Origin of the sequence: Lihuaxuella thermophila (assembly GCF_900110165.1) — a bacterium.
GTDB classification, from domain to species: domain Bacteria; phylum Bacillota; class Bacilli; order Thermoactinomycetales; family Thermoactinomycetaceae; genus Lihuaxuella; species Lihuaxuella thermophila.
In genome coordinates this window covers 36,321-57,811 of the sequence record NZ_FOCQ01000019.1, presented here as the reverse complement: position 1 = coordinate 57,811, position 21,491 = coordinate 36,321, and the positions used below count along the sequence as shown (strand labels likewise).

Annotated in this window: 20 protein-coding genes; 11 read left to right on the top strand and 9 right to left on the bottom strand. The window is 48.9% G+C overall.

Annotated elements, in window-relative coordinates; translation table 11 throughout:
- The first annotated feature begins 38 nt into the window (after nt 1–38).
- Complete coding sequence (locus BMW55_RS17190) at nt 39–689, top strand: L,D-transpeptidase family protein (protein WP_089972603.1); 651 nt, start codon at nt 39–41, stop codon at nt 687–689.
- 50 nt (nt 690–739) lie between these two features.
- Here BMW55_RS17190 and aceA read toward each other — a convergent pair whose 3' ends face one another.
- Complete coding sequence (gene aceA / locus BMW55_RS17185) at nt 740–2,020, bottom strand: isocitrate lyase (protein ID WP_089972599.1); 1,281 nt, start codon at nt 2,018–2,020, stop codon at nt 740–742.
- Nucleotides 2,021–2,047: 27 nt separating this feature from the next.
- Nucleotides 2,048–3,655: a malate synthase A gene (aceB, locus tag BMW55_RS17180; protein ID WP_089972596.1), complete on the bottom strand. Its 1,608-nt coding sequence runs from the start codon at nt 3,653–3,655 to the stop codon at nt 2,048–2,050.
- A 353-nt stretch (nt 3,656–4,008) separates the two neighbouring features.
- On the opposite strand from aceB, the gene BMW55_RS19090 reads away from it, so the two are divergent.
- On the top strand, nt 4,009–4,260 hold the full coding sequence (locus tag BMW55_RS19090; RefSeq protein ID WP_139179535.1) for a hypothetical protein: 252 nt from the start codon (nt 4,009–4,011) through the stop codon (nt 4,258–4,260).
- Here BMW55_RS19090 and helD read toward each other — a convergent pair.
- A complete protein-coding gene (gene helD, locus BMW55_RS17170) occupies nt 4,244–6,571 on the bottom strand; it encodes an RNA polymerase recycling motor HelD (protein ID WP_089972590.1) in 2,328 nt (775 codons plus the stop codon). The two genes, BMW55_RS19090 and helD, sit on opposite strands and share 17 nt — an antisense overlap.
- Nucleotides 6,572–7,133: 562 nt before the next feature.
- Between helD and BMW55_RS17165 the strand changes: the two genes are divergently transcribed.
- The 4 genes from BMW55_RS17165 to BMW55_RS17150 all read left to right on the top strand — a co-directional run bounded on the left by BMW55_RS17165 (nt 7,134) and on the right by BMW55_RS17150 (nt 11,784).
- Nucleotides 7,134–7,640 carry a GNAT family N-acetyltransferase gene (locus BMW55_RS17165; RefSeq protein WP_089972588.1) on the top strand — a complete coding sequence of 169 codons (507 nt, stop codon included), beginning with the start codon at nt 7,134–7,136 and terminating at the stop codon, nt 7,638–7,640.
- Nucleotides 7,641–8,041: 401 nt separating this feature from the next.
- On the top strand, nt 8,042–9,733 hold the full coding sequence (locus BMW55_RS17160) for an MDR family MFS transporter (protein ID WP_089972585.1): 1,692 nt from the start codon (nt 8,042–8,044) through the stop codon (nt 9,731–9,733).
- Between the two features lie 204 nt (nt 9,734–9,937).
- Nucleotides 9,938–10,282 carry a DUF485 domain-containing protein gene (locus BMW55_RS17155; protein ID WP_244527613.1) on the top strand — a complete coding sequence of 115 codons (345 nt, stop codon included), beginning with the start codon at nt 9,938–9,940 and terminating at the stop codon, nt 10,280–10,282.
- A complete protein-coding gene (locus BMW55_RS17150) occupies nt 10,279–11,784 on the top strand; it encodes a solute symporter family protein (RefSeq protein ID WP_089972581.1) in 1,506 nt (501 codons plus the stop codon). The genes BMW55_RS17155 and BMW55_RS17150 overlap by 4 nt, the downstream gene beginning before the upstream one ends.
- A 60-nt stretch (nt 11,785–11,844) precedes the next feature.
- Here the strand turns inward: BMW55_RS17150 and BMW55_RS17145 are convergent, their stop codons facing one another.
- On the bottom strand, nt 11,845–12,933 hold the full coding sequence (locus BMW55_RS17145; RefSeq protein ID WP_089972578.1) for an AI-2E family transporter: 1,089 nt from the start codon (nt 12,931–12,933) through the stop codon (nt 11,845–11,847).
- A gap of 63 nt (nt 12,934–12,996) precedes the next feature.
- Nucleotides 12,997–13,824, bottom strand: coding sequence for a YihY/virulence factor BrkB family protein (locus BMW55_RS17140; RefSeq protein WP_170840003.1), 828 nt, complete (start codon nt 13,822–13,824; stop codon nt 12,997–12,999).
- Nucleotides 13,825–14,068: 244 nt separating this feature from the next.
- Here BMW55_RS17140 and BMW55_RS17135 point away from each other — a divergent pair, with 244 nt between their 5' ends.
- Entirely contained in the window at nt 14,069–15,388 is a 1,320-nt protein-coding gene (locus tag BMW55_RS17135; protein WP_089972572.1) for a helix-turn-helix domain-containing protein, read from the top strand.
- Nucleotides 15,381–15,527, top strand: coding sequence for a hypothetical protein (locus BMW55_RS19560; protein WP_170840002.1), 147 nt, complete (start codon nt 15,381–15,383; stop codon nt 15,525–15,527). The genes BMW55_RS17135 and BMW55_RS19560 overlap by 8 nt, the downstream gene beginning before the upstream one ends.
- Nucleotides 15,528–15,862: 335 nt before the next feature.
- On the opposite strand, the gene BMW55_RS19555 is transcribed toward BMW55_RS19560, so the two are convergent.
- From BMW55_RS19555 to BMW55_RS19550, 4 genes are all read right to left on the bottom strand, one after another.
- The gene (locus BMW55_RS19555) at nt 15,863–16,012 is read right to left on the bottom strand and encodes a hypothetical protein (protein ID WP_170840001.1); all 150 of its coding nucleotides are present in this window, start codon (nt 16,010–16,012) and stop codon (nt 15,863–15,865) included.
- A 145-nt stretch (nt 16,013–16,157) separates the two neighbouring features.
- Nucleotides 16,158–17,198, bottom strand: coding sequence for a hypothetical protein (locus BMW55_RS17130; RefSeq protein WP_089972569.1), 1,041 nt, complete (start codon nt 17,196–17,198; stop codon nt 16,158–16,160).
- A 330-nt stretch (nt 17,199–17,528) separates the two neighbouring features.
- Nucleotides 17,529–17,720 (bottom strand): hypothetical protein, encoded by a 192-nt coding sequence (locus tag BMW55_RS17125; RefSeq protein WP_089972566.1) that lies wholly within the window; start codon nt 17,718–17,720, stop codon nt 17,529–17,531.
- A 99-nt stretch (nt 17,721–17,819) separates the two neighbouring features.
- The gene (locus BMW55_RS19550) at nt 17,820–17,984 is read right to left on the bottom strand and encodes a hypothetical protein (protein WP_170840000.1); all 165 of its coding nucleotides are present in this window, start codon (nt 17,982–17,984) and stop codon (nt 17,820–17,822) included.
- Between the two features lie 223 nt (nt 17,985–18,207).
- Between BMW55_RS19550 and BMW55_RS17115 the strand changes: the two genes are divergently transcribed.
- The 3 genes from BMW55_RS17115 to BMW55_RS17100 all read left to right on the top strand — a co-directional run bounded on the left by BMW55_RS17115 (nt 18,208) and on the right by BMW55_RS17100 (nt 21,488).
- Complete coding sequence (locus tag BMW55_RS17115; protein ID WP_089972559.1) at nt 18,208–18,816, top strand: DUF4241 domain-containing protein; 609 nt, start codon at nt 18,208–18,210, stop codon at nt 18,814–18,816.
- 664 nt (nt 18,817–19,480) lie between these two features.
- Nucleotides 19,481–20,191: a 2,3,4,5-tetrahydropyridine-2,6-dicarboxylate N-acetyltransferase gene (gene dapD, locus BMW55_RS17105; RefSeq protein WP_089972551.1), complete on the top strand. Its 711-nt coding sequence runs from the start codon at nt 19,481–19,483 to the stop codon at nt 20,189–20,191.
- 82 nt (nt 20,192–20,273) lie between these two features.
- Nucleotides 20,274–21,488, top strand: coding sequence for an aspartate aminotransferase family protein (locus tag BMW55_RS17100; protein ID WP_089972546.1), 1,215 nt, complete (start codon nt 20,274–20,276; stop codon nt 21,486–21,488).
- Nucleotides 21,489–21,491: the final 3 nt, after the last annotated feature.

Here is a 21,491-nt window from a genome sequence, read left to right as displayed (position 1 = left end):
AAGGAAACTCAACTTCACTCGATTTCAGGTGATGTTCATTGATCAAGGGCTTTGTTTGCGCCGTGTTGTTTTTTTCTCATCTACTTTTCCCTTTAGCCCGGTCCGATCACCAAACGGATGTATGGATTCTGATCGATTTGTGGAAGCGCCGTCTTTACGTCATGGAAGGCAGCCAGGTAAAAAAAGAATTTATCATTGGAGTAGGAAAAGAACAAACTCCGACCCCGATTGGAAAATGGAGAATATCGGATAAATCGAGAAATTGGGGCGGAGGCTTCGGGCCCTGTTGGCTCGGACTCAATATTCCCTGGGGAAGATACGGGATTCACGGAACCAACCGCCCCGGATCCGTCGGGAAAGATTCCAGCCACGGCTGCATTCGATTGCTAAATACGGATATCGTTCAGCTCTATCAAATGGTGCCGGTCGGAACGAGAGTAGAAGTCGTCGGTCCGATGCTTGGCCGGGATGAATGGCAATTGAAAAAGCTGGTGCGGGGCGATCGCGGCACATTGGTGATGTTGATTCAACATCGCCTTTTATCCGCAGGTTATTATCAAGGTCAACCAGACGGAATCTTCGGCAAAGGTTTGGAAGATGCCGTCAAAAAATTTCAACAGGATCACCGTCTGCCGGTGACGGGACAAATACAGTTTCGGGAATACGTGGAACTGGGACTCATCGAATAAAACAACAAACGTCAAGCAACCATGCCTGACGTTTGTTTCGCCTGTAAAGATCAAACGGTAAACTGTTCTGTCTCGGTCGATCCGGCCAGGGCCGTCGTCGAAGAAGTGCCCCCGGAGATCACGATGGATACTTCGTCAAAGTAGCCTGTGCCCACTTCCCGTTGGTGACGCGTTGCCGTATAGCCATGTACTTCTTCCGCAAATTCCGCCTGCTGGAGTTCCGAGTACGCGGCCATTCCCCGTTCGCTGTATCCTTTGGCCAGCTTGAACATGCTGTGATTGAGCGAATGGAAGCCCGCCAGCGTGACAAACTGGAATTTGTATCCCATTTTGCCCAGCTCATCTTGAAATTTGGCAATCGTCTCATCATCCAGCTTCTTTTTCCAGTTGAAAGACGGCGAGCAATTATATGCAAGCAACTTGCCCGGATACTTGGCGTGAATCGCTTCCGCGAATTGCCGTGCTTCTTCCAGATTGGGTTCGGAAGTTTCGCACCAGATCAGGTCGGCGTACGGGGCGTAAGCCAATCCTCTGGCAATCGCCGTTTTCAAGCCGTTTCGGATTCGGAAAAAGCCTTCCGGCGTCCGTTCTCCTGTCAGGAACTCATGATCGCGCGGGTCGATATCACTGGTGATCAACTCAGCCGCATTGGCATCGGTACGGGCGATCAGGATGGTGGGCACGCCCATGACATCCGCCGCCAAGCGGGCCGCGATCAGATTGCGAACCGCATGAGAGGTGGGAATCAATACTTTTCCTCCCAGATGGCCGCACTTTTTCTCCGAAGCCAATTGATCTTCAAAATGTACGCCCGCAGCGCCGGCCTCGATCATGGCTTTCATCAATTCAAACACATTTAGCGGTCCGCCGAATCCCGCTTCCGCATCGGCAACGATCGGGGCAAACCAGTCGCGCTTCCGTTTCCCTTCCGCATGCTCAATCTGATCCGCCCGTTGCAAGGCCTGATTAATGCGTTTGACCACATGGGGGACGCTGTTTGACGGATACAGGCTTTGATCCGGATACATATGCCCGGCCAGATTGGCATCCGCCGCCACTTGCCAGCCACTCAGATAAATGGCTTTCAAACCGGCTTTCACTTGTTGTACAGCCTGGTTTCCGGTCAATGCCCCCAGCGCTCTCACAAATGGTTCCTGGTGAAGCAAATCCCACAACCGCTGCGCCCCTCTTTCAGCCAGCGTATACTCGATTTTCAGCGATCCCCGGAGTCTGAGCACATCTTCCGCTGTATACGGACGCTCGATCCCCTGCCAACGCGGATGGGTTTCCCACTCTTTTTTCAATTCTTGAACTTCTGCTTGGTTGATCATACGGATCATCCTTTCATGATGTTCTTTTTACGTGAGATGTTCATATCCCGGAATGGTTAAAAACTCGGCGAATTCATCACTTAGAATCAATTCGGAAAACAACCGGGCTGCTTCTTTGTATTTTCCTCCGGCAAAGGCGTCGGCCCCCACTTCCTGTTCGATGGAACGCATCTCCTCTTCCAATACCTGCTGAAACAGCTCCGACGTCACTTTCCGCCCGTCTTCCAGAATCCCCTTGGGATGCCGAATCCACTGCCAGACCTGGGCCCGCGAAATTTCTGCCGTGGCTGCATCTTCCATCAGGTGGTTGATGGCCACTGCTCCCGTCCCGCGCATCCAGGCCTCGAGATATTGGATTCCGACGCGGATGTTGGTCCGAAGCCCCTCTTCTGTAATCGCTCCTTCGGGAACGCGCAGCAAATCTTCCGCCGTCACGCGGACATCTTCCCGTTTCTTGCCGATCTGGTTGGGCGTGGGCATGATCCGGTCAAAAACTTCCATCGCCACCGGAACCAATCCGGGATGCGCCACCCAGGTGCCGTCATGGCCGTCCATCGCTTCCCGCTCTTTATCTGCACGCACTTTGGCCAGCGCTTCTTCATTCGCTTCCGGGTCGCCTTTGATCGGGATTTGCGCCGCCATCCCGCCGATCGCCGGGGCGTTCCGCTTATGGCAAGTTTGAATGGTGAGCAGCGTGTATGCCCTCATAAAGGGAACGGTCATCGTTACGACGGAGCGGTCCGGCAAGATGACATCCGGCTGATTGCGCAGCTTTTTCAAATAACTGAAGATGTAGTCCCAACGGCCGCAATTGAGCCCAGCGGAATGCTCCCTCAGCTCGTATAAAATCTCATCCATCTCGAACGCCGCCAGAATGGTTTCGATCAACACCGTCGCTTTGATGGTTCCGCGCTTCAGCCCCAGTTCTTGCTCGGCGAAATCAAACACCTCATTCCACAATCTGGCTTCCAGATGGCTCTCCATCTTTGGCAGATAAAAATAGGGTCCCGTTCCCCGCTCCAGCAACTCCCGCGCATTATGGAAAAAGTAAAGCCCAAAGTCGAAGAGCCCTCCCGGTACCGCTTTACCATCCACCTTCACATGTTTTTCATCCAGATGCCACCCCCGGGGGCGAACGATCAAGACAGCGGTCTTTTCCTTCAATTCATAAACTTTCCCCTGCTCGTTGACGAAGCGGATCGTGCGCCGGATCGCGTCCCGGAGATTGATCTGTCCCTGGATGGTGTTCTCCCAGGTCGGCGAGTTGGAGTCTTCAAAATCCGCCATGAAAATTTTGGCTCCCGAATTGAGTGCATTGATCACCATCTTACGATCGCCGGCCGGGCCGGTAATTTCGACCCGCCGATCCTGCAGGTCTTCGGGTAGCGGGGCGATCGTCCAGTCCCCTTCGCGGATCGGTTTGGTTTCCGGCAAAAAATCGGGCAATTTTCCATTGTCGATTTCACTCTGCCGCTTCTTCCTGTTATACATCAGTTCATCCCGCTTGTGTGAAAAACGCCTGGAAAGCTTGCTGACAAATTCCAACGCCTCAAAGGTCAAGATTTCTTCGTAGCCGGAATGCATCGGCGCATCCACTTGCACTCCCTTTGGAAACGTTTGTGTCCCCGAGTCCATCCCGTTGTTCCTCCTTCACCGTACGCCGGCTTTATTATATAACAATTAACCTTATCGACCACTATATTAACACAGATACTGTTATATAACAATAGCCGGTTTTCACTTTTTTAAATTTTTCTTTTCCGCTGCTGATGCAACATTTCTCTTCCTACAGGGTAACCATATCATTCGGGAAAATCGCACGTTTAGGCACAATTTAACCGACTCCCTGTACGCGAAGGAGTCGGTTGGCATTCTGTTTCATTAACATTTTGCACGAAGCAGCGGAGAAAGATTTTGCAAATCAATCCTATTTATCGGCGTAATACCAGCGAACGTGTCATTATCCGCAAACAGACCAAGATAAGGTCATGTCACTGCGCCGGATCGTGGCCGAACAGTATTTGCGCTTGTTCCTGTTCCTCTGTGGTGGTGATCTTCCGGACGCCGTCCCGGATCTTGTCTTCGTCCGGCGGGAACGGAACTGGATTGTCGATCGGCTTCTCGAGATTCAGATCATTCTCGTTGGCGATGACGCCCTGACTGATCATGACGAGGATAAACACTTGCAACCTGTGCGTATAGTCGGGGAGAACTCCCCGGCCATTAACTCTCCGGTGTAACATTTCGCAAAAAGGGACTCGGTTCGCCTACGCTATATATCTGCAAATCATGCATGGCCCTGGTACAGGCGGTGTAGAACAATCTGCGCAGACTCTCATCGCCGTATACCTGCGCTGATGCGTCATAAATGATGACGGCGTCGAATTCGATGCCTTTGGCCAAATACGACGGTATGACGACAACACCTTGTTCATATTCCATCGAGCTGCTCTTCACAAGCTTAATTCCTTCCATATTGCTCAGAGCGTTATATGCAGCGATGCTTTCCGCAGCGGATTTGCATATAATCGCAATCGTGTTATACTGCCGATTCCGTAAGTCCGCGACTTTGGAAACAATACAACGGTGCAGTTCGGCGCGATTGGATAACTGCGTCAACACAGGTCTCTCTCCATCGCGTTCAAAGGCGATAATTTGATCACCTCCAGGCACGAGTTCGCGTGTAAATTCGACAATCGGTTTGGTGGATCTGTAGCTTGTGGTCAATGTGATCGCATCCGTTTCATCCGGCCCGTATAAGCTGGTAAGTGTGTGGAAATCGCTCATTTCGCTGGCATGGGCAAAAATTGCCTGATTAAAGTCGCCCAGTACGGTCATCCTCGCCGCAGGGAACAAACGTTTCAAAAACTCGAATTGAAACGGAGAATAATCTTGCGCTTCGTCTACAAGTACGTGTTTGATTGAGATGTTCGTCTGAAAACCCAGAATCAGCTCTTTTAAAAGTAAAAACGGGGTGGCATCTTCGTAGAACAGTTTCCCTTCGTCCAGCATTTTCACGGTCAATAGGCAAATGTCCGCCCACTCCCCGGGTGTTTTCCCCTCCATCCCCAGCTTCTTGATCTGCGTTGGATCGGCGAAAAGTTGCTTATATAATCCCTTAAAGTCGACAAAACGCAGCTTCCGGATCCATTTGCGCAACGGCTTCAACTTCCGGCGAACGATCAATCGGCCGAGCGCTTCGGGCTCGATCTCATCATCGTCAAACAGCTCTCCTTTGAGGCCTCTTTTCTTCCTTAAGTAGGCGGAAGCCTTGTAGTATTCCTCATTGCTAAGCAGCTCCATTTCTTCCTGTACCCACGGTTTGGTCCGTTCGAGTTTTTCAACTTCATCCAATCGCTCGAGCAGCCGCTCCGTCAATTTCTCAAGCCTGTTGTGAAAGCGGAGCGAGGGATCACTGCTATAAAACCATTCCTCGATTTGTTTGGCGGTGACGATCGGTTTTCCTTTGAATTTGATTCCTTTGAATAACATGCCCGATAACTCCAGCGACCGCCTGTATGCTGTGATCATCTCGAAAAATTGCTTCGATGCCTTAAATCGGATGCTCGCAATTCTGGTCCGGTAGGAAGGATCACCCTCTGCAGTCAACACATATTCCAATTGCTCGTAAGGACCCTCCAGCTCAAATTCGTTACCCAGTCGATGGTCCAGGTATTCCTGAAACGTGACTTGTTGCATATTCTCTTCACCAAGCTCAGGCAACACATTGGATACATAGCTGTTAAACATCGGGTTAGGCGAGAATAAAATGATTTGATCAGCTTTCAACTTATCTCTGTACTTGTAGAGCAAATAGGCAATCCTCTGCAGAGCCGCTGATGTCTTACCACTGCCGGCCGCGCCGTGAACAATGAGCAGTCGCCCGCGATCGTGTCGAATAATCCGGTTTTGCTCCCGCTGAATGGTAGCCACTATACTATGCATATGCTTGTCCGTACCTTTGCTGAGCACCTGCTGTAAAATCTCGTCGCCAATGGTAATGCTGGTATCGAACATCGATCGGATAACGCCGCCACGGATAAGATATTGCCACTTTTTCTCCAGCATCCCACGGATTTCACCTCCCGGCGTAACGTATTTGGCCGGGCCGGGCGAATAATCATAATAGACACTTGATACAGGTGCCCTCCAGTCGTAGATAAGAATATTTTCTCCGCTTGGATCCGTGAGACTGGAGATTCCGATATAGATTTGTTCCGTAATTGGAGTTCCTTCTTCGGTAAAATCGATTCGACCGAAATAAGGCACTTCCCGCATGCGACGTAGCGTGGATAATCTCTTGAAGGCTTGTCTGTGCGTGCCTTGGATTAAAGAAAGGACTTGTGCCTGTTGCCTCAAGCTGATGATCGTCTCAAGATAATCGTCGAAAGTATCTGTATTAACTTTGACGTCATCCCAAAAGTTTTTACGGAAATCAATCACTTCTTCCCGGTGCCGGGCCGTTTCGGCCTCCAACTTGACGACTTGCTCCGTGATGATCTCCATTACCTTGTCCAATCGTTCTTGTTCTTGCCGAAGCTCTGTGTTCATATCAGATCACTCTCCAATAAAAAATAAAAAGGGTGGTTGACTTAACGGGGATTTTGTTATAACATTATATTAGGGATACTATTAATTAAATCGAATCTAATTTTGTGTTTCTACACTAATTTATCACAGTTTTTTTATCTGATCAATGTATTTCTACGACCATCAGGGTCTCTGATTGGTATATTCGCGATGAAACTTATTCCAACACATTAGCCGAAGCAAGGATGACAAGGGAATGATCCAAGAATGGAAGCAACTCTCGGGGGAAAAATGCAGTTGCCGGTCTGAACAAGAACTCATTTTACAAGGCCTTCAAAGATGTTGAGAGTGATTGCAAAGCCTATTCTCGATATGAGGGGAATAGGCTTTTTCGCTTGCTTACATATGCTCAGCGTACGGGATGCCGGTTGATTTGTGCCTGAATTGTGCCTTAGCGTACGTTTTACCCGAAATGATACGGTGATCCCCATAGCCAAAAAAGCGTCAGAAACTTGTCCCCGAATCGGCAAAAAAATAGGATAATGGAAGTTAAAACAGACTTCACAGAAATAGGTGAGATGATATGGTTACGGTAAGAGAAGCACAATTGGAGGATTTGCCAGCCATCTTGCGGATCTACAACCACGCGGTTCTCACATCCACAGCCACCTTTGATTTGGAAGAACAGACGCTGGAACAGAGAAAAACGTGGTTTTCCCACTACGGAGGAAAATACCCGCTCATCGTGGCGGAAGAAAACGGACAAGTTACCGGCTATTGCTGCCTTTCTCCCTTCCGCAGCAAACCTGCTTATGAAAAGACGGCAGAGGTGTCCATCTATATCGACCCGGATCACTTCGGTAAAGGGATTGGCACCATTCTGATGACAGAGATTTTGAAGCGGGCCGGGGAACTGGATTACCATGTGATCATTGCGGGGATCACGGGAGGCAATGAAGCCAGTGTGCGCTTGCACCGGAAATTTGGTTTTCAGCTGGCCGGGATTTTTAAAGAGGTCGGTTTTAAGTTTGGCGAATGGCAAGACGTACATTTTTATCAGCTGATTTTACGTGAACCCGGGCAAGCTTGACCCGGGCTCTCCTGGGAAGACGGGTCCGGAATCGGAGATGGACACTTTTTACCTCTTTCGGATCCTTCAATTGGCTTTCAGATTTAAAATCAGCGATGCGGCATGAAAGTGAATTCAAATAAAACAATTATAATATTTTAATAAAATAATTTCGTTATATAATGATTTTTCAAGATACCGTGTTCGCGGGTGGAATAGTTCTATATTTATCAAAGACTTATTTTGTCCGCGCCAATGAATCCTCTACTGAGATCAAACAACTAAAATAAATTTTTTTCTGGCAGGAGAAATTATATAAAGCCTCTAATATAAACGTTACCCTCGGTTCGGATTCACCATTTGTTGATCATGAAGCCGGAAAATGACAAATCATTCGCATATTTCAGAAGAGGAGCAATATTATGGGTGCCGAAATAGCATCTTTGCCTCCACGGAGAGAGCGACACAAGCAAGCGAGTTACCACCCGTTGATATGGTCCCTCATTTTGGGCACGGCTTTTACGCGTACGGCTGCATTTATGAGCCTGCCTTTTTTGGCGATCTATTTGGACAGCCAGACCGGTCTCAATCCCTTTCAAATCGGATTGGTGCTCAGTATGAGCGGACTGGGGGGAGCGTTGGGAGGATTTATCGGCGGTTATTTATCCGATTTGCTTGGCCGCCGCCTGGTCCTGCTCAGTTCGATGATCACATGGACCGCGATGTTTTTCTGCTTTCTGTTCGCACAAACCTATCTGCACTTTATGTTGCTGAATTTCATGCACGGTTTGTGCCGGTCGTTTTTTGATCCCACCTCCCAGGCGATGATGGCTGATTTGACACCGGAAACGAAGCGGATGAAAATCTTCGGGTACCGGTACACATCCCTGAATATCGGGTTGGTGCTGGGCCCCCTGTTAGGTGCTGTCCTGTTCCCCGTGGCGGGAATCCAGACTTTCTTTTATACCGGAATCGCTTTTCTCGCGTATACCGTGATCTTAATTCTCCAGTTCATCCGCTATGACAAACAAATCCAAATGTGTCAACCAAAAGGAAAGGTACGGTTACGGGATTGTGTGAGCGTGATCCTGAAAGACAGGGCTCTCGCGTATTTCGTGTCGGGAGGAATTCTGTTTTTTGCGGTCTACGCGCAAATCGAATCCAATCTGCCGCTTCACTTATCCAAGGAGCTCGAAAGCGGCAAAACCCTGTTTCCATTCCTCCTGGCCATGAACGCGGTGTTGGTGATCCTTTTGCAAGGGTTTGCTGCTAATTGGGCCCAGAAAAAAAATATACTGAGCAGCTTGCTATTGGGGAGCCTGTTATTTTCGGCGGGATTCTCCGCCTTTGCGGTCGGCGGCAATGAACTGAGTTATGTGTTGGGGATCATCCTTCTCACGCTTGGGGAAATATTGGTGTTCCCCGTTTCGAACCGGTTTATCGACCAACTCGCCGATGAGCGGCTCAGGGGAACGTATTACGGGGCATTCAATTTCTCTCAGATCGGCCTCTTCATCGGCCCGATTTTGGGTGGCTGGCTGTTAAAAATTACAAGTGGAGAGATGATGTGGTGGATCATGACCATTATCTCACTTCACATCATCTGGTTCTTCGCCGTCGGTTACCGAAAATATGCAGAGAGGCTGGGGATCGGGATTCTCCAGATCATTCAACGCATCTTTTATGACCTGCATCTGGCTCCGGTGATTCGATTTACGTTAAAAATGATCCCGGTTGCTTCACTCACCTGCGGCTTCGTTTTCGGCATCTACCATTATATTCACAGCGGATTATCTTCACCGCCGCGAACGAAAATGGTGGAAGTGAATATCTCCAAAGGCGCATCGATCCGGGAAGTCGCCCGGGAGTTGGAACAGAAAAAAATCATCCGAAATGAATCTGTCTTTCTCCTTTACTATTGGGGTTACAACACGCTGAAAAACGAGTCGATTCAACCGGGAGTTTACCAGATTTCCCCTTCAATGAAAATAAAAGATGTCCTGTTCGTCCTGTCGAAAAGCGATTGCAGCAAAGGCTGCGAGACGGTCAGCAAGCCAAATGACATCCATATATTCCCTTCATGGTTAAAAAATACAAATCTCTTCTGGCAATAACCCCCCTGCCTTTGTTGATCAACCAAAAATCCGGCTTCCAAAACCGCTTGGGAAAGCCGGATTTTTTCTGTAAAAAACAAAGGGTCTTGCTGATAATTAAGTAAACTTTTTTGAATGGTCTGTGATATATTTTTAATATAATATATTCACATAATAGTCCGATTAGTGGACCGATTCATCAACTTTCGTAAGGAGGCTTCTACCGTGACAGGAACCAGGGATCAGGTTCGCAAAATCAACCAGGCCCATCCCGATTGGGAAGAAATTGCTCAGTCTCCGGAATTTCGCAAGCTGATGCAACAAAAGAAACGATTTACCATCTGGGCATCCGTCTTTTTCGTCGTCTATTATTTTGCCCTGCCCTTTTTCACCGGTTATTTCAAATTCCTTAACACCCCGGTGATCGGCTCGATCAACGGAGCTTATCTGTTTGCCTTATCGCAATTTTTTATGGCCTGGGTTCTCGCCATTTTATATGTGCGGCATGCCAACAAAACGGACAAATTAGTGGAGCAGATCATGGAACAGCAGAGGAGGACAGCTTCATGAACTCAACCGCCTTCACCCTCTTTCTGATCATCGTATTCTTAACACTGGCGATCACCTATTGGGCCGCCAAGAGAACACAGACAACCACCGACTTCTATGCCGCCGGCCGGGCCATCAGCGGCTGGCAAAACGGAATTGCCATTGCCGGTGACTACATGAGCGCCGCCTCTTTTCTCGGGATCGCCGGCCTGATCTCGCTGGGCGGTTTTGACGGTTTCCTCTACTCCGTCGGCTGGCTGGTCGCCTATCTGGTCGTACTGATTATCGTAGCGGAACCCCTCAGAAACTCCGGGCGGTACACCCTGGCCGATATGCTGGCATACCGGATGAGGGCGAAACCGGTGCGTTCAGCGGCCGCGCTCAGCACGCTGGCCATCTCCACCTTTTACATGATCGCCCAGCTGGTCGGGGCAGGCGGCATTATCAAGTTGTTGCTCGGGCTGAACTTTGAGTTGTCCATCATCATCATCGGCATCTTGATGATTTTGTACGTGGTGTTCGGCGGCATGCTCGCCACCACCTGGGTGCAAATCGTCAAAGCCGTCCTCCTGATGGCAGGGACGATTTTGCTCAGTTTACTGGTGCTCGCCCAGTTCGGCTTCAGTATCGTGGAAATGTTTAACCAGGTTTCAGCCCAGCTCGGACAAAGGTTTCTGGAACCGGGCCTCTTATACAAAAACCCGCTGGACAACATCTCGCTCGGTTTGGCGCTGCTTGCCGGAACAGCCGGCCTTCCGCACATTTTGATCCGTTTCTACACGGTGCCCAATGCCAGAGAAGCGCGTACATCCGTCGTCTGGGCCATGTTTATCATCGGATCGTTCTATATCATGACCACCTTCCTCGGTTTTGGTTCGGCCATCCTCGTGGGGCAAGATAAAATAAAAGCGGCCGACAAAGCAGGAAACATGGCGGCCCCGCTGCTGGCCGAAGCATTGGGAGGCAACTTATTCCTCGCATTTATCGCCGCCGTGGCCTTTGCGACCATCCTGGCGGTGGTGGCCGGGCTGGTGATCTCAGCCGCCGGGGCTTTTGCCCACGATTTTTACTCCAACGTCTTGCGGGGAGGAAAAGCCACGGAAAAAGAGCAAATGCGGGTGGCCAAATGGGCTTCTGTGGGAGTGGGCATCGTCTCCATCATCCTGGCCCTTCTCTCCAAAGACCAAAACGTCGCTTTTCTGGTCGCCCTGGCGTTTGCTGTGGCCGCCAGCGCCAACCTGCCCGTCATCCTGTTCAGTCTGTTTTGGAAGCGGTTTAATACGGCAGGAGCAGTTGCGGGAATCTTAACCGGTCTGATCAGCTCCATCTTGCTGGTGTTGATCAGCCCCAATCTGATGGACCCCGAAAGTGCCATCTTCCCGCTGAAAAACCCTGCCATCGTATCGGTTCCGCTCGGGTTTGCCGGTGCCTGGTTGGGAACTCTGCTCTCCCGCGAACCTGAAGCGGAACAAAAATTCACCGAACTGTACGTCCGTTCCAATACGGGAATTGGTGCAGAATAGTTATTCTATCGCCAACAAAGCCCACTCTTGCAGAGAGTGGGCTTTGTTTAGCCATAAATCCTATGCTTCCTGCGCTTGCCGTTTCATTTCGCTTCTCAACCGGAGCAAGCGGTAGAAGTGGCTGACCACCACTTTCAGCACGGCATACGTGGGAACTGCGAGCAACAGTCCGAGAAAACCGGCCAAACTTCCGGCCACCAATAGGAGAAGGATAATAGTCAACGGATGGATATTCAGGTTTTTCCCCATGACGAGCGGAGAAATCACGTTCCCTTCCAACTGTTGGGCAATCACGGCCACGACCAGCACTTTGACCGCCATCATCGGCGTATCGGTAAAACCGACCACCAGGGCGGGAATCGTGCCGATCAGCGGTCCGATGAACGGAATCACATTGGTAAACATGGTGACCAGGGCGAGGATGAGCGAATAATCGATGCCGATCATCAGATAGCCGATATAGACAATCACGCCCACAAATACGCTAATGAGTACCTGCCCTTTAATATAGGAGCTGAGCGCCGCATCCATGTCCGACAAAATCCGGCGTCCCTGTTCCCTCTCCCGGTCCGGCAACAGGCGCAACAGGTATTGAGGAGCCTTTTCCCCTTCTTTCAACATGTAATACAGGATAAAAGGGACCGTAACAAACACCACCAGAATATTCGTGAGAATCCCGAAAAAGTTGGCGATATTGGTTCCGATTTTCGTTAAACTGTTTTTTAAATAATTGGTCACCTGGATGGAGATTTCATTCCAGTCCACATAGCGGCTGACCCAAGGCTGGCGGTTCAGCTCCACAAACTTCTGTCTCGCCTTGTCCATGATCTGCGGAAAGTTTTCCACCAGGCGCTCAAACTGCTCTTTTAACAGCGGGCCCGCAATCACGCCCAGCAGGACCAACAGACCGATAAACACCAGATAAATCAACAAAATCGACAGTGTTTTGGGAATTCCCATCTTTTGCAAGGCGCCCACAACAGGGCGAAACAAATAAAAAAGTACACCGGATACAAGAAACGGAAAAAACAGCGTTTGCACAAACACTACCAAAGGCTGAAAGATAAAGCTTACTTGTTTGGAAAGCAAAATGATCAACAAGATGACGATCATCCCGTAGCCAATCCGGAACAATCTCGTTTGCGGCATACCATCACCCGTCTTATGCTAAATCGTTACGTAACCAGCTTAACACATCTGTATGGACAATGCTCATCTTTTCTCGGCCGCTTCCGCTCTCAGTTTGCATAAGACGGCATTGATCAGGCCGCCCAGGATCAGAATCAGCGAGGAAAGGTAAAACCAGCCCACCAAAATGATGATGGCACCCAAGTTACCGTAGATCAGAGTATAGTTGTCCAGTGATACATAATACGAAAAGCCGAGCGAGCCGAACTGCCAGCCGAGCGTGGCAAAGACGGCTCCGGGCAACGCCTGTCGGAGCTTCACTTTTGTATTGGGGGCAAACTTATACAAACTGAGAAATACCAGGAATAAAATAAAGCTGCTGAACAGCCAGCGAATCCAGTTCCATACTTCATAAAACCCGCTGGTGGCCCCAAAGAGCTGAAAAACATTTTCCGCAATTACCTGGCCGAACACAGGCAACATCAAAGAAATGACCAGCGCGACGAGCAAACCAAACATTAAAAAAAGCCCCAAAACCGCTTCTTTCCAGAAAGGGCGGTCTTCTTTCACTTGATACGCCTCGTCCATGATGCGTATGAGGGACAGAAAAACCACAAAAGACAAATAAACCGTGACAACAACGCTGAAAGACAGGACACCGCTTCGCTGTTCATCCAGAATCACGGCCAGATTGTCTTTTAACAGTTCATAAGTGGCCGGCGGCGCGTATGGGCGGATCATGTCCAGTACGCTTTGACTGGAAACCGGTAAAAACCCTAACAGGGTAACCGTCAACAAGAGAAACGGAAACAAGGACATGAGCAGATAATAAGCAAGTTGTGCCGAAAGATCGAACAGCCTGCCCTCGACCGCCCGTCTTTTCAACTCTTTGATAAAAGGGAAAATGACCATACTTCCTCCAGTGAAAGTGTTTTCTATTCTATGTACCCTACTATTTTTATTGCCTATTTTAAACAAAATATCATCAAACACTCTCATTTATACCGAAGTGCCGCCAGGATCGGCTTCGCCACCCAAAAAACCCGCTTTAGCTTTAAGAAAATTAAAAAATAGCCATTCCCAATTTTTTTAAAAAGGTGTAATATAATATTAATATTATTCACATATTAATTAGATTGGACAAGAGGTGAACGAGATGAAAACACTGGCTTTGCACGAGATTGGTGAAGTAATCCGCAAAGTTCGGAAAGAACGTGGTCTGCGTCTGGAAGATCTGGCTGATGAAAATATTTCGCCTGCTACGGTCAGCAATATTGAGCGCGGAGTGGCTCATGTCAGCCCGGAGAAAATTTCATATCTTCTGGAAAAACTGGACCTCCCCATGCACAAGCTGCCGGAAATGCTGGTCAAAGAGCAGGAAGAGCTAAAACGAGTGAAGTTCAAACTGTTGACGATCGCTACCTTGCGCAAAATCGGCGATACCGATGAGGCTCTGGATAAGCTGGAAGAATTGAGACTGGACGACTCACATCCTTATATCGCTCATGCCTACTACTACAAAGGAAAGTGCTACATCGACAAAAGAAAATGGAAACAGGCCGAGAGAGCCCTATACAACGCACTCAGAATTTCGCAACAAAATCCGTATAAAGAAAACAACATGGAAGCGGCCAGTTATTTGCTGCTCGGCTATATCAGCTATTATCAGAACAATCTGGAACGGGCACTCGAGTACACCAACAGCGGAATCGAAGCCTTTGTCGATGAAGGAGAAAACCAGCACATCAAGTATTTGCTATACCGCAACAAGGGTGTCTATCTCCAGCGCCTCGGCCGGGTGACGGAAGGGATGCGCCTGGTTCAAGACATCTGGGATTCCATTCCGATGATCGACGATGTAACAACCGCACTCAGTTTCTATTGGCTGAGAGCCGAATTTTCCAGATTATCGGGTCTGACTGAAGAAGCCATTAAATACTCGATGGAAGGAATCGATATTGCCAGCCGCAACCAGATTTACGATAGCATGTGCGATCTTTGGACCGTTTTGGGCAGCATCTATACTTCCCAAGGAGATTGGGAACTCGCCGAAACCTCATTCACCATGGCTCTCAAACTGGAAGGAAAATTCCCGGAAGACCCGCGCCTGACCACGGCTTATACGCGAATGGGCATCATGTATATGAAACAAGAGAAGTATGAAGAAGCTTACAAAGCGCTTCAAAAAGCAGTTAAATATGCAGAAAAATTCGATGATTCCCCGAGACTCAGCTCCAGCCTGTTGATCATGGGAGATTTGTGTCAAATGATTGATAAAACGGATGAAGCGATTTTCTGTTACGAAAAAGCGCTGCAATTGGCCAGAAAACATGAATACAAAGACAAAGAATTTGAGATCTGGTTCAGCCTCGCCCGTTGCTGGGACGGTAAAAGTGAGCAGGAATTCCAGAAGTGCATGAGGAATATGTATAATGCGAAAAAAGAATTTAGTGACCAGGAGGTAGAGTATGCTTAAAAAGACAAGCAAAATTCTACTGATGTCTGTTGCGCTGGCCTTTGCATTTTTAGCTGCTGTCACCTACTCTTCTCCAGCAGTTCAATCCAGTAGCCAACTCGCCACGGCACCGACCAGCAGCCAACCGGGCGGAGTCTGAGGCAATCAAAGCGGGGTCTCTCTCGAAGGCCCTGCTTTTTTTATGCCCATGTTCCGGGGTTCGTTCACCCTCCTTAATTTCATAACAAAATGCCATACTTTCTTTAGACACCAAGAAGGAATGGCGCTTTTTCAATTTTCAGTGTATCTTTTTACATAATATTTTATGCCTTGCATCGTTCATTCCTTGCTTTGCTGGTTTCACAGGTATTCCTGAAAAGTAAAATGAACTGATCCACATTTACATCATTTTCGTTTTGGGGGGACTCATTTTCTTAGCTTGATGGCAATGGGGTGATAGCATGTTTGCCTCTATGATCGCTGATACTTGATTCTTCATCGCTCCATAGACTCGGCACGTTCCAGAATTGCTTGTAATATTTTTTCGTCATCGATGTAACCTATCACTAAGGCGAAAAGAAATCTCATATCTTGTTCATTCAGTTGGTCCACAGCACTCATAATTTCACTTTTGATACCGGTCATGCAATAGAAACTCCTTCTCTCCTATATTTGAAGTAAAAAGTGGTGGAAGAGGGTGCGAAAGCGGATTTGAGCCTTCACTTATCTTCCTGTACCACTTCCCACTCTATACACACAACATGGCTGAGCATTAATTGTAACAATATGCTTACTTGGCCACGATGCTGGGGTTGGCGCACAGAATTGCCTCGGTGGTCTCCCAGAGCCTAGGTAGGAACTGGATGACGTTCTCGGCTCGGCGGATAAGGTCGTCAGTAGAGGTGATGCTGAGGTCAGCGAGGATGGAGTCAAAGGCTGGAGCGAGTGCACGTTGCAGGTCTTGGGCGTCTGCGGCCAGAATTGTGTGGCAGCGTGCAAAGGTCGCGACGATCCAGAAGACCGCTTCGTGGTGGTAGCCGGCCCGGATGAGTTCACGGCTTCCGTCGATTGCGATCGGTCGCGCTGTGGCGGTGATGTCGGTGCTGAAGAAGAATGGTGTCTTGGCCACGGCCGCAGCGGCGTCGAATGTTCGGGCGAGCTCATCGAGATGCTGTTCGATGCGTTGGGGGGCCAGATGAGCACTGCCGAGCAATTTCAGCAGATCCGGGTAGAGGTCGGCGTGGCCGTATTCTATAAGCACGTCACGTGCGGCGAGGTAGCGGAGCCGCACGGTTGGGTTGCGGAGTGCAGCCACGAGGAGGACGTGCGTGGTCACGCCGGTTGGGAACAGCCACGCCATTACTTGTTCGTGCAATGGTGCCGAGGTGTCGATCGCCCGTAGCCTGTTCTCGATCTTCCGCCGAGCGCTCTCGCATCGGCGACGTACCCACACCCGCTCAGCAAAGTGGTTAGCCACCTGTGCTTGCAGTCTGCGCAGATGTCCGGTGGGGTCGGCAATGATCGTGTCGACTCGGAAGCTGCCTGCCAGGTGATAGGAAGTCAAAACTTCCTCGACCGAGGTAAGCTGGTTCCAAGACAGATACGTGACCTCCAACAGCGCACCATGGTAGAGAAACTTCCCAAGTTTGAGCGGTGGCTCGGCATGTGCGGTGACGATCACGACATCGATATCAGAGGCGGCCGGCAACTCCGCGTCATCAGGCATCCCTATCGTCGAGCCGCTGAAAAACGCCCCCCGGAACCCATCTTCCCGGCTGGCGTACTGCATAACCCAGTTAATCGCTGCAGCACGTGCAGACCCAACTCTCATGGACACCATTCTCCAAACTTCTCGTCCAGTACCTTTTTATACATGCTAATATAAACTCCTTTCCCCGGTTTCTCTCAGGGGCACTTTTTGACTTGTGCTAATCGTTCCTCTATTTCATTGATTGTTCTGAGTTTTGCCTTGGAATTGGTATTTCTTAAGGTGGGCGATAAAGTACCGACTCTATACATTCTAGGAACTTTAGAAAGGATTGCATCTTAGTTGAAACAACAATGGTCGAACGAAGAACTTATTAACTACTTTATTTTATTGGAACCAGAAAAGCAATTGATTGAAGCGAAGTATGTTAAGTCCCAACTGGGTTTTGCGGTATTATTCAAATACTTCCAACACACATGGACGCTGGCTCGGTGCATGGTAGCTTACGATCGGATTTTGCATAAAGATCAATTCTAAATTGACTTTAAAGAATAAAAGGACAGCAACTTGCTGTCCTATATACTCTCCTCCTGTGTCGTTTTCTTGGCTCCGGTACGGGATCAGGCTCCGTCTTTGCAGTTGCATCCTCTCCTCCTGCCGCCATCGCTTCCGGTTCAGCCGGCTCATCTGGCTGTGTGTCTTTCGTGACATCCAAGCTACGTTGGAGAGCTTCCATCAAACCGACTACATTGACACGTGGTTGACCCTGTGCTTCCATCTCTCTGTTCTGGACTTTGGCTCAATCAGTTCTTTCAGCGCTTCCTCGTAGTTACTCTTGTAATCGTCACGAAATGCGCCGCTGATTTCTTCAATCAGTTTGGCCGCCATTTCCAGTTCAGCATCATTCACCGCAATGCCCGCCACTTCTTCACTCAGCCCTTATTTCTGCCGGATAATGAATGATGTTCAGGACGAGGCAATTTTCATGAAGGCGAATGACAGCCAGATGTTCACTCGTCCGGAAGGCAACTTTGGAGTAAATCTGATTTTTAATTTAAGCATTGCATTCACTTCGTAATCATTTGATAATAGGTGAGGGAACGTATATTCGCAAACATCAGGAGGCTGTGTTATGATTCCAATTTCAAATCAAATTTTCCAAAGTACCGAAGGACAGGATAAGGACTTTGGTGCATATACTACGGAAGTCACTCAAATCGGCATTCTTTCCGTACCCTCTGGTGAGATTGTCGCATGCGACCCACTTGTTTTTCCTGAGCGTGAGCCTTTTTCATTAAAAGTAAAACCAGGACAATATCCGGTTTATTTAAACATTGTCCATTTTAATCCTGAGCATTACCGAGTTGCATATGCCATTCTACGGTTTAATAACAACCTGCCTGTTAGGTGGGAAATGGCAACACTCCATGGGCAAGATGTGAACACGTTGAAAGAAAATGAAATCTTTGGTTACGGGGTAGATGCGGGAACAGGCTGCTTTATGGATGTAGAAGCGGCGAAAATATTAGTTGGCATGGAAGATGGTTATGATTTCTATGAACAAGTGATTGAACCTGTTTATGACGATTGGGCAGATATTCCACTAAATGAAGACGGCTTGAATGTGATCCTCTTCACATCGGGTTGGGGCGATGGATTTTATGCTTCTTACTGGGGTTTTGACAAGAACGGCGAAGTAGCATGTCTGGTAACGGATTTTGCTGTCTTGGGTGAAGTATAAAATGCAATAGGAAGAGTAACAGCTAGATGCACGAAGCACCTAGCTGTTCTTTTTTGGTTCCGATGGATTTTCAGAGTTACCATACCGGTTAGGAGAGAGTATTTTTTTGAAATGAAATTACCCACAATGATGAGAGCCAAAGCGATTCAAATTGCTTTCATTGTTTTCATTCGGCATGGGGATGGTTCCGCGCCACAGGTTTGACAAAATTGTTGATGATGTAGTTGGGATTCAAGAAGAGTGGGCAAAAAAATATTCTGACCCCGCCAATTTGTACCCGGATTCTTACTTTGGTCAATGGATCACCATAGACGACGGAAGAACTGACGGACGCCGAACCGTGCTTACCAAATGGAGGAAGCTGTGAGTGGGATGGAATAGATGACTATCACTTAGACTTGCCTGAAGGAGTGAAACCAAGTGTAGACCCTTTGAATCCGAAGCAAAAAAATGGCAGGCGATCTTGGGAGAGTAAATCCCCCACTGCTTTCGCTCTCCGAGATCCGTCCAATCATAGCATTCATCGGGTAGAAAACGTCCTGGTTAGACGATTGCGGTTCTTCACGGGGTGATTCCTTGTCGTCCATTGAAAAGTAGCTGTGTTCCTCTTTATTGTGATATACTTTGTAGCGAACAGGAACCTTGCCAGAAAGGATGCTGCCAGATGAAAATGATGGATGCCAACCAGATTATCGAGTTCATTCAAAAAAGCGAAAAGAAAACTCCCGTGAAGGTACATATAAAAGGAAAGTTGGACGAGATTGATTTCGGCCCCGAAGTAAAAACTTTTATCTCAGGGAACGTCGGGGTTCTGTTTGGCGATTGGAAAGTTCTCCAGCCTGTTCTGGAAGCCAATCAAGACAAGATTGACGATATGGAGATCGAACATGACCGCCGTAACTCAGCCATCCCCCTCTTGGATCTGAAAAACATTCAAGCCCGGATCGAACCGGGAGCCATCATCCGCGAAAACGTAGAGATCGGCAAGAATGCCGTCATCATGATGGGGGCAGTGATCAATATTGGAGCCGTCATCGGTGAAGGCACCATGATCGATATGAATGCGGTGATCGGAGGTCGCGGAACGATCGGAAAAAACTGCCATATCGGTGCCGGCGCAGTGATTGCCGGTGTCATTGAACCGCCTTCCGCTACTCCTGTCATCATTGAGGACGATGTGGTTGTGGGCGCCAACGCCGTCATTTTGGAAGGTGTGCGTGTCGGAAAGGGTTCTGTCGTGGCCGCCGGTGCGATCGTCGTGGAAGACGTGCCGGAAAATGTGGTCGTCGCCGGTGTCCCTGCCCGCATCATCAAGCAAATCGACGAAAAAACCCGCTCCAAAACGGAAATCAAGCAGGAACTGCGCCAATTATAAACAAGGGACAACAATTTTATATACCGAACACCAGGGCCCTGTGGGGCCTCATTTTTTAACATAAAGAGAGGGTTGTTCAATCATGGACTGGCAGACATTGGATCAAACCTACCTGATGCATACGGTCAAGCGTTTACCCATTGCCATTGCCAGAGCAGAGGGAAATTATCTGTTCGATACCGAAGGAAACCGCTACCTGGATCTGTTCACCGGTTTGGCCGTCAATGTGCTGGGCCATTCCCATCCGCGCTTGATGCAAGCCCTGGACGATCAGGGACACAAGTTTCTTCACATTTCCAATCTGTTTCTCAACCCGCCCGCGATCCGGCTGGCGGAACGGCTGGTTAAACATACGGTGGGAGAGGGAAAAGTCTATTTTGGCAATTCCGGTGCTGAGGCTACCGAAGCGGCGATGAAACTGATTTACAAATGGACGGTGAAAGAGCGGAACGGGAAAAGCGGAATCGTTGTCCTGAAGAACAGCTTTCACGGCCGTACGCTCGGAGCGCTTCGATTAACCCGCCAACCGGGCGTTTACCAGGATTTTCCTCAACTGGACATTCCGGTGTATGAAATTGAACCCAACGATAAAGATGCGTTGCGAGAAATCTGCCGCAACCACCAGCCGGCGGCCGTACTTGCAGAACCTATTTTGGGGGCTGGCGGCGTAGTTTCTCTTCGCGAAGAATTTTTGACAGCGATCGCACAGATTTGCAAAGAAAATGGAATGCTCTTCTGCATGGATGAAATCCAGACCGGAATCGGACGGACCGGGACTCTGTTTGCGTACCAGCATTTCGGGCTGCAACCGGATGTGATTTTATTTGCCAAGGGAATCGGCGGCGGTTTGCCGCTCGGAGGAATCATCGCCGGCAAAAAAGCGGCGGATGTTTTTCAGCCCGGCGATCACGGGACGACTTTTGCCCCATCCCCGCTCAGTGCGGCAATGGGAAATGCCGTGTTGGACGTTTTGCTGGAAGAAGGCGTGTTGGAGCAAGGCAAAAAAGCGGCGGATGAGTTATGGAGCCAACTACGCCACCTGCAGGAAAAATACCCGCACGTGATCAGCCATATGGACGGACGGGGCATGATGGTCGGCATTCGCACCCATTTGAACCCGGAAAAAGTCAGCCGGTTGCAAAGCGATTTGCTGAAGAAAGGCATCCTGGTCAATGTAACCGCCAAGACAGTGATCCGTCTGCTTCCGCCGCTCACCCTCACCGCTGGTGATATCGAGTTTTTTATTCAAACACTTGACAGTTATATCGCGGAAAAATTTCTGGTGAAGGAGGATTAATCC

Bases quoted from the DNA above. Each gene is read 5' to 3' on its own strand.
- aceA (WP_089972599.1), bottom strand. From the start codon at position 2,020: ATGATCAACCAAGCAGAAGTTCAAGAATTGAAAAAAGAGTGGGAAACC.
- aceB (WP_089972596.1), bottom strand. From the start codon at position 3,655: ATGGACTCGGGGACACAAACGTTTCCAAAGGGAGTGCAAGTGGATGCG.
- BMW55_RS19090 (WP_139179535.1), top strand. From the start codon at position 4,009: ATGTCACTGCGCCGGATCGTGGCCGAACAGTATTTGCGCTTGTTCCTG.
- helD (WP_089972590.1), bottom strand. From the start codon at position 6,571: ATGAACACAGAGCTTCGGCAAGAACAAGAACGATTGGACAAGGTAATG.
- BMW55_RS17165 (WP_089972588.1), top strand. From the start codon at position 7,134: ATGGTTACGGTAAGAGAAGCACAATTGGAGGATTTGCCAGCCATCTTG.
- BMW55_RS17160 (WP_089972585.1), top strand. From the start codon at position 8,042: ATGGGTGCCGAAATAGCATCTTTGCCTCCACGGAGAGAGCGACACAAG.
- BMW55_RS17150 (WP_089972581.1), top strand. From the start codon at position 10,279: ATGAACTCAACCGCCTTCACCCTCTTTCTGATCATCGTATTCTTAACA.
- BMW55_RS17145 (WP_089972578.1), bottom strand. From the start codon at position 12,933: ATGCCGCAAACGAGATTGTTCCGGATTGGCTACGGGATGATCGTCATC.
- BMW55_RS17140 (WP_170840003.1), bottom strand. From the start codon at position 13,824: ATGGTCATTTTCCCTTTTATCAAAGAGTTGAAAAGACGGGCGGTCGAG.
- BMW55_RS17135 (WP_089972572.1), top strand. From the start codon at position 14,069: ATGAAAACACTGGCTTTGCACGAGATTGGTGAAGTAATCCGCAAAGTT.
- BMW55_RS19560 (WP_170840002.1), top strand. From the start codon at position 15,381: ATGCTTAAAAAGACAAGCAAAATTCTACTGATGTCTGTTGCGCTGGCC.
- BMW55_RS19555 (WP_170840001.1), bottom strand. From the start codon at position 16,012: ATGACCGGTATCAAAAGTGAAATTATGAGTGCTGTGGACCAACTGAAT.
- BMW55_RS17130 (WP_089972569.1), bottom strand. From the start codon at position 17,198: ATGAGAGTTGGGTCTGCACGTGCTGCAGCGATTAACTGGGTTATGCAG.
- BMW55_RS17125 (WP_089972566.1), bottom strand. From the start codon at position 17,720: ATGCAACTGCAAAGACGGAGCCTGATCCCGTACCGGAGCCAAGAAAAC.
- BMW55_RS17115 (WP_089972559.1), top strand. From the start codon at position 18,208: ATGATTCCAATTTCAAATCAAATTTTCCAAAGTACCGAAGGACAGGAT.
- dapD (WP_089972551.1), top strand. From the start codon at position 19,481: ATGAAAATGATGGATGCCAACCAGATTATCGAGTTCATTCAAAAAAGC.
- BMW55_RS17100 (WP_089972546.1), top strand. From the start codon at position 20,274: ATGGACTGGCAGACATTGGATCAAACCTACCTGATGCATACGGTCAAG.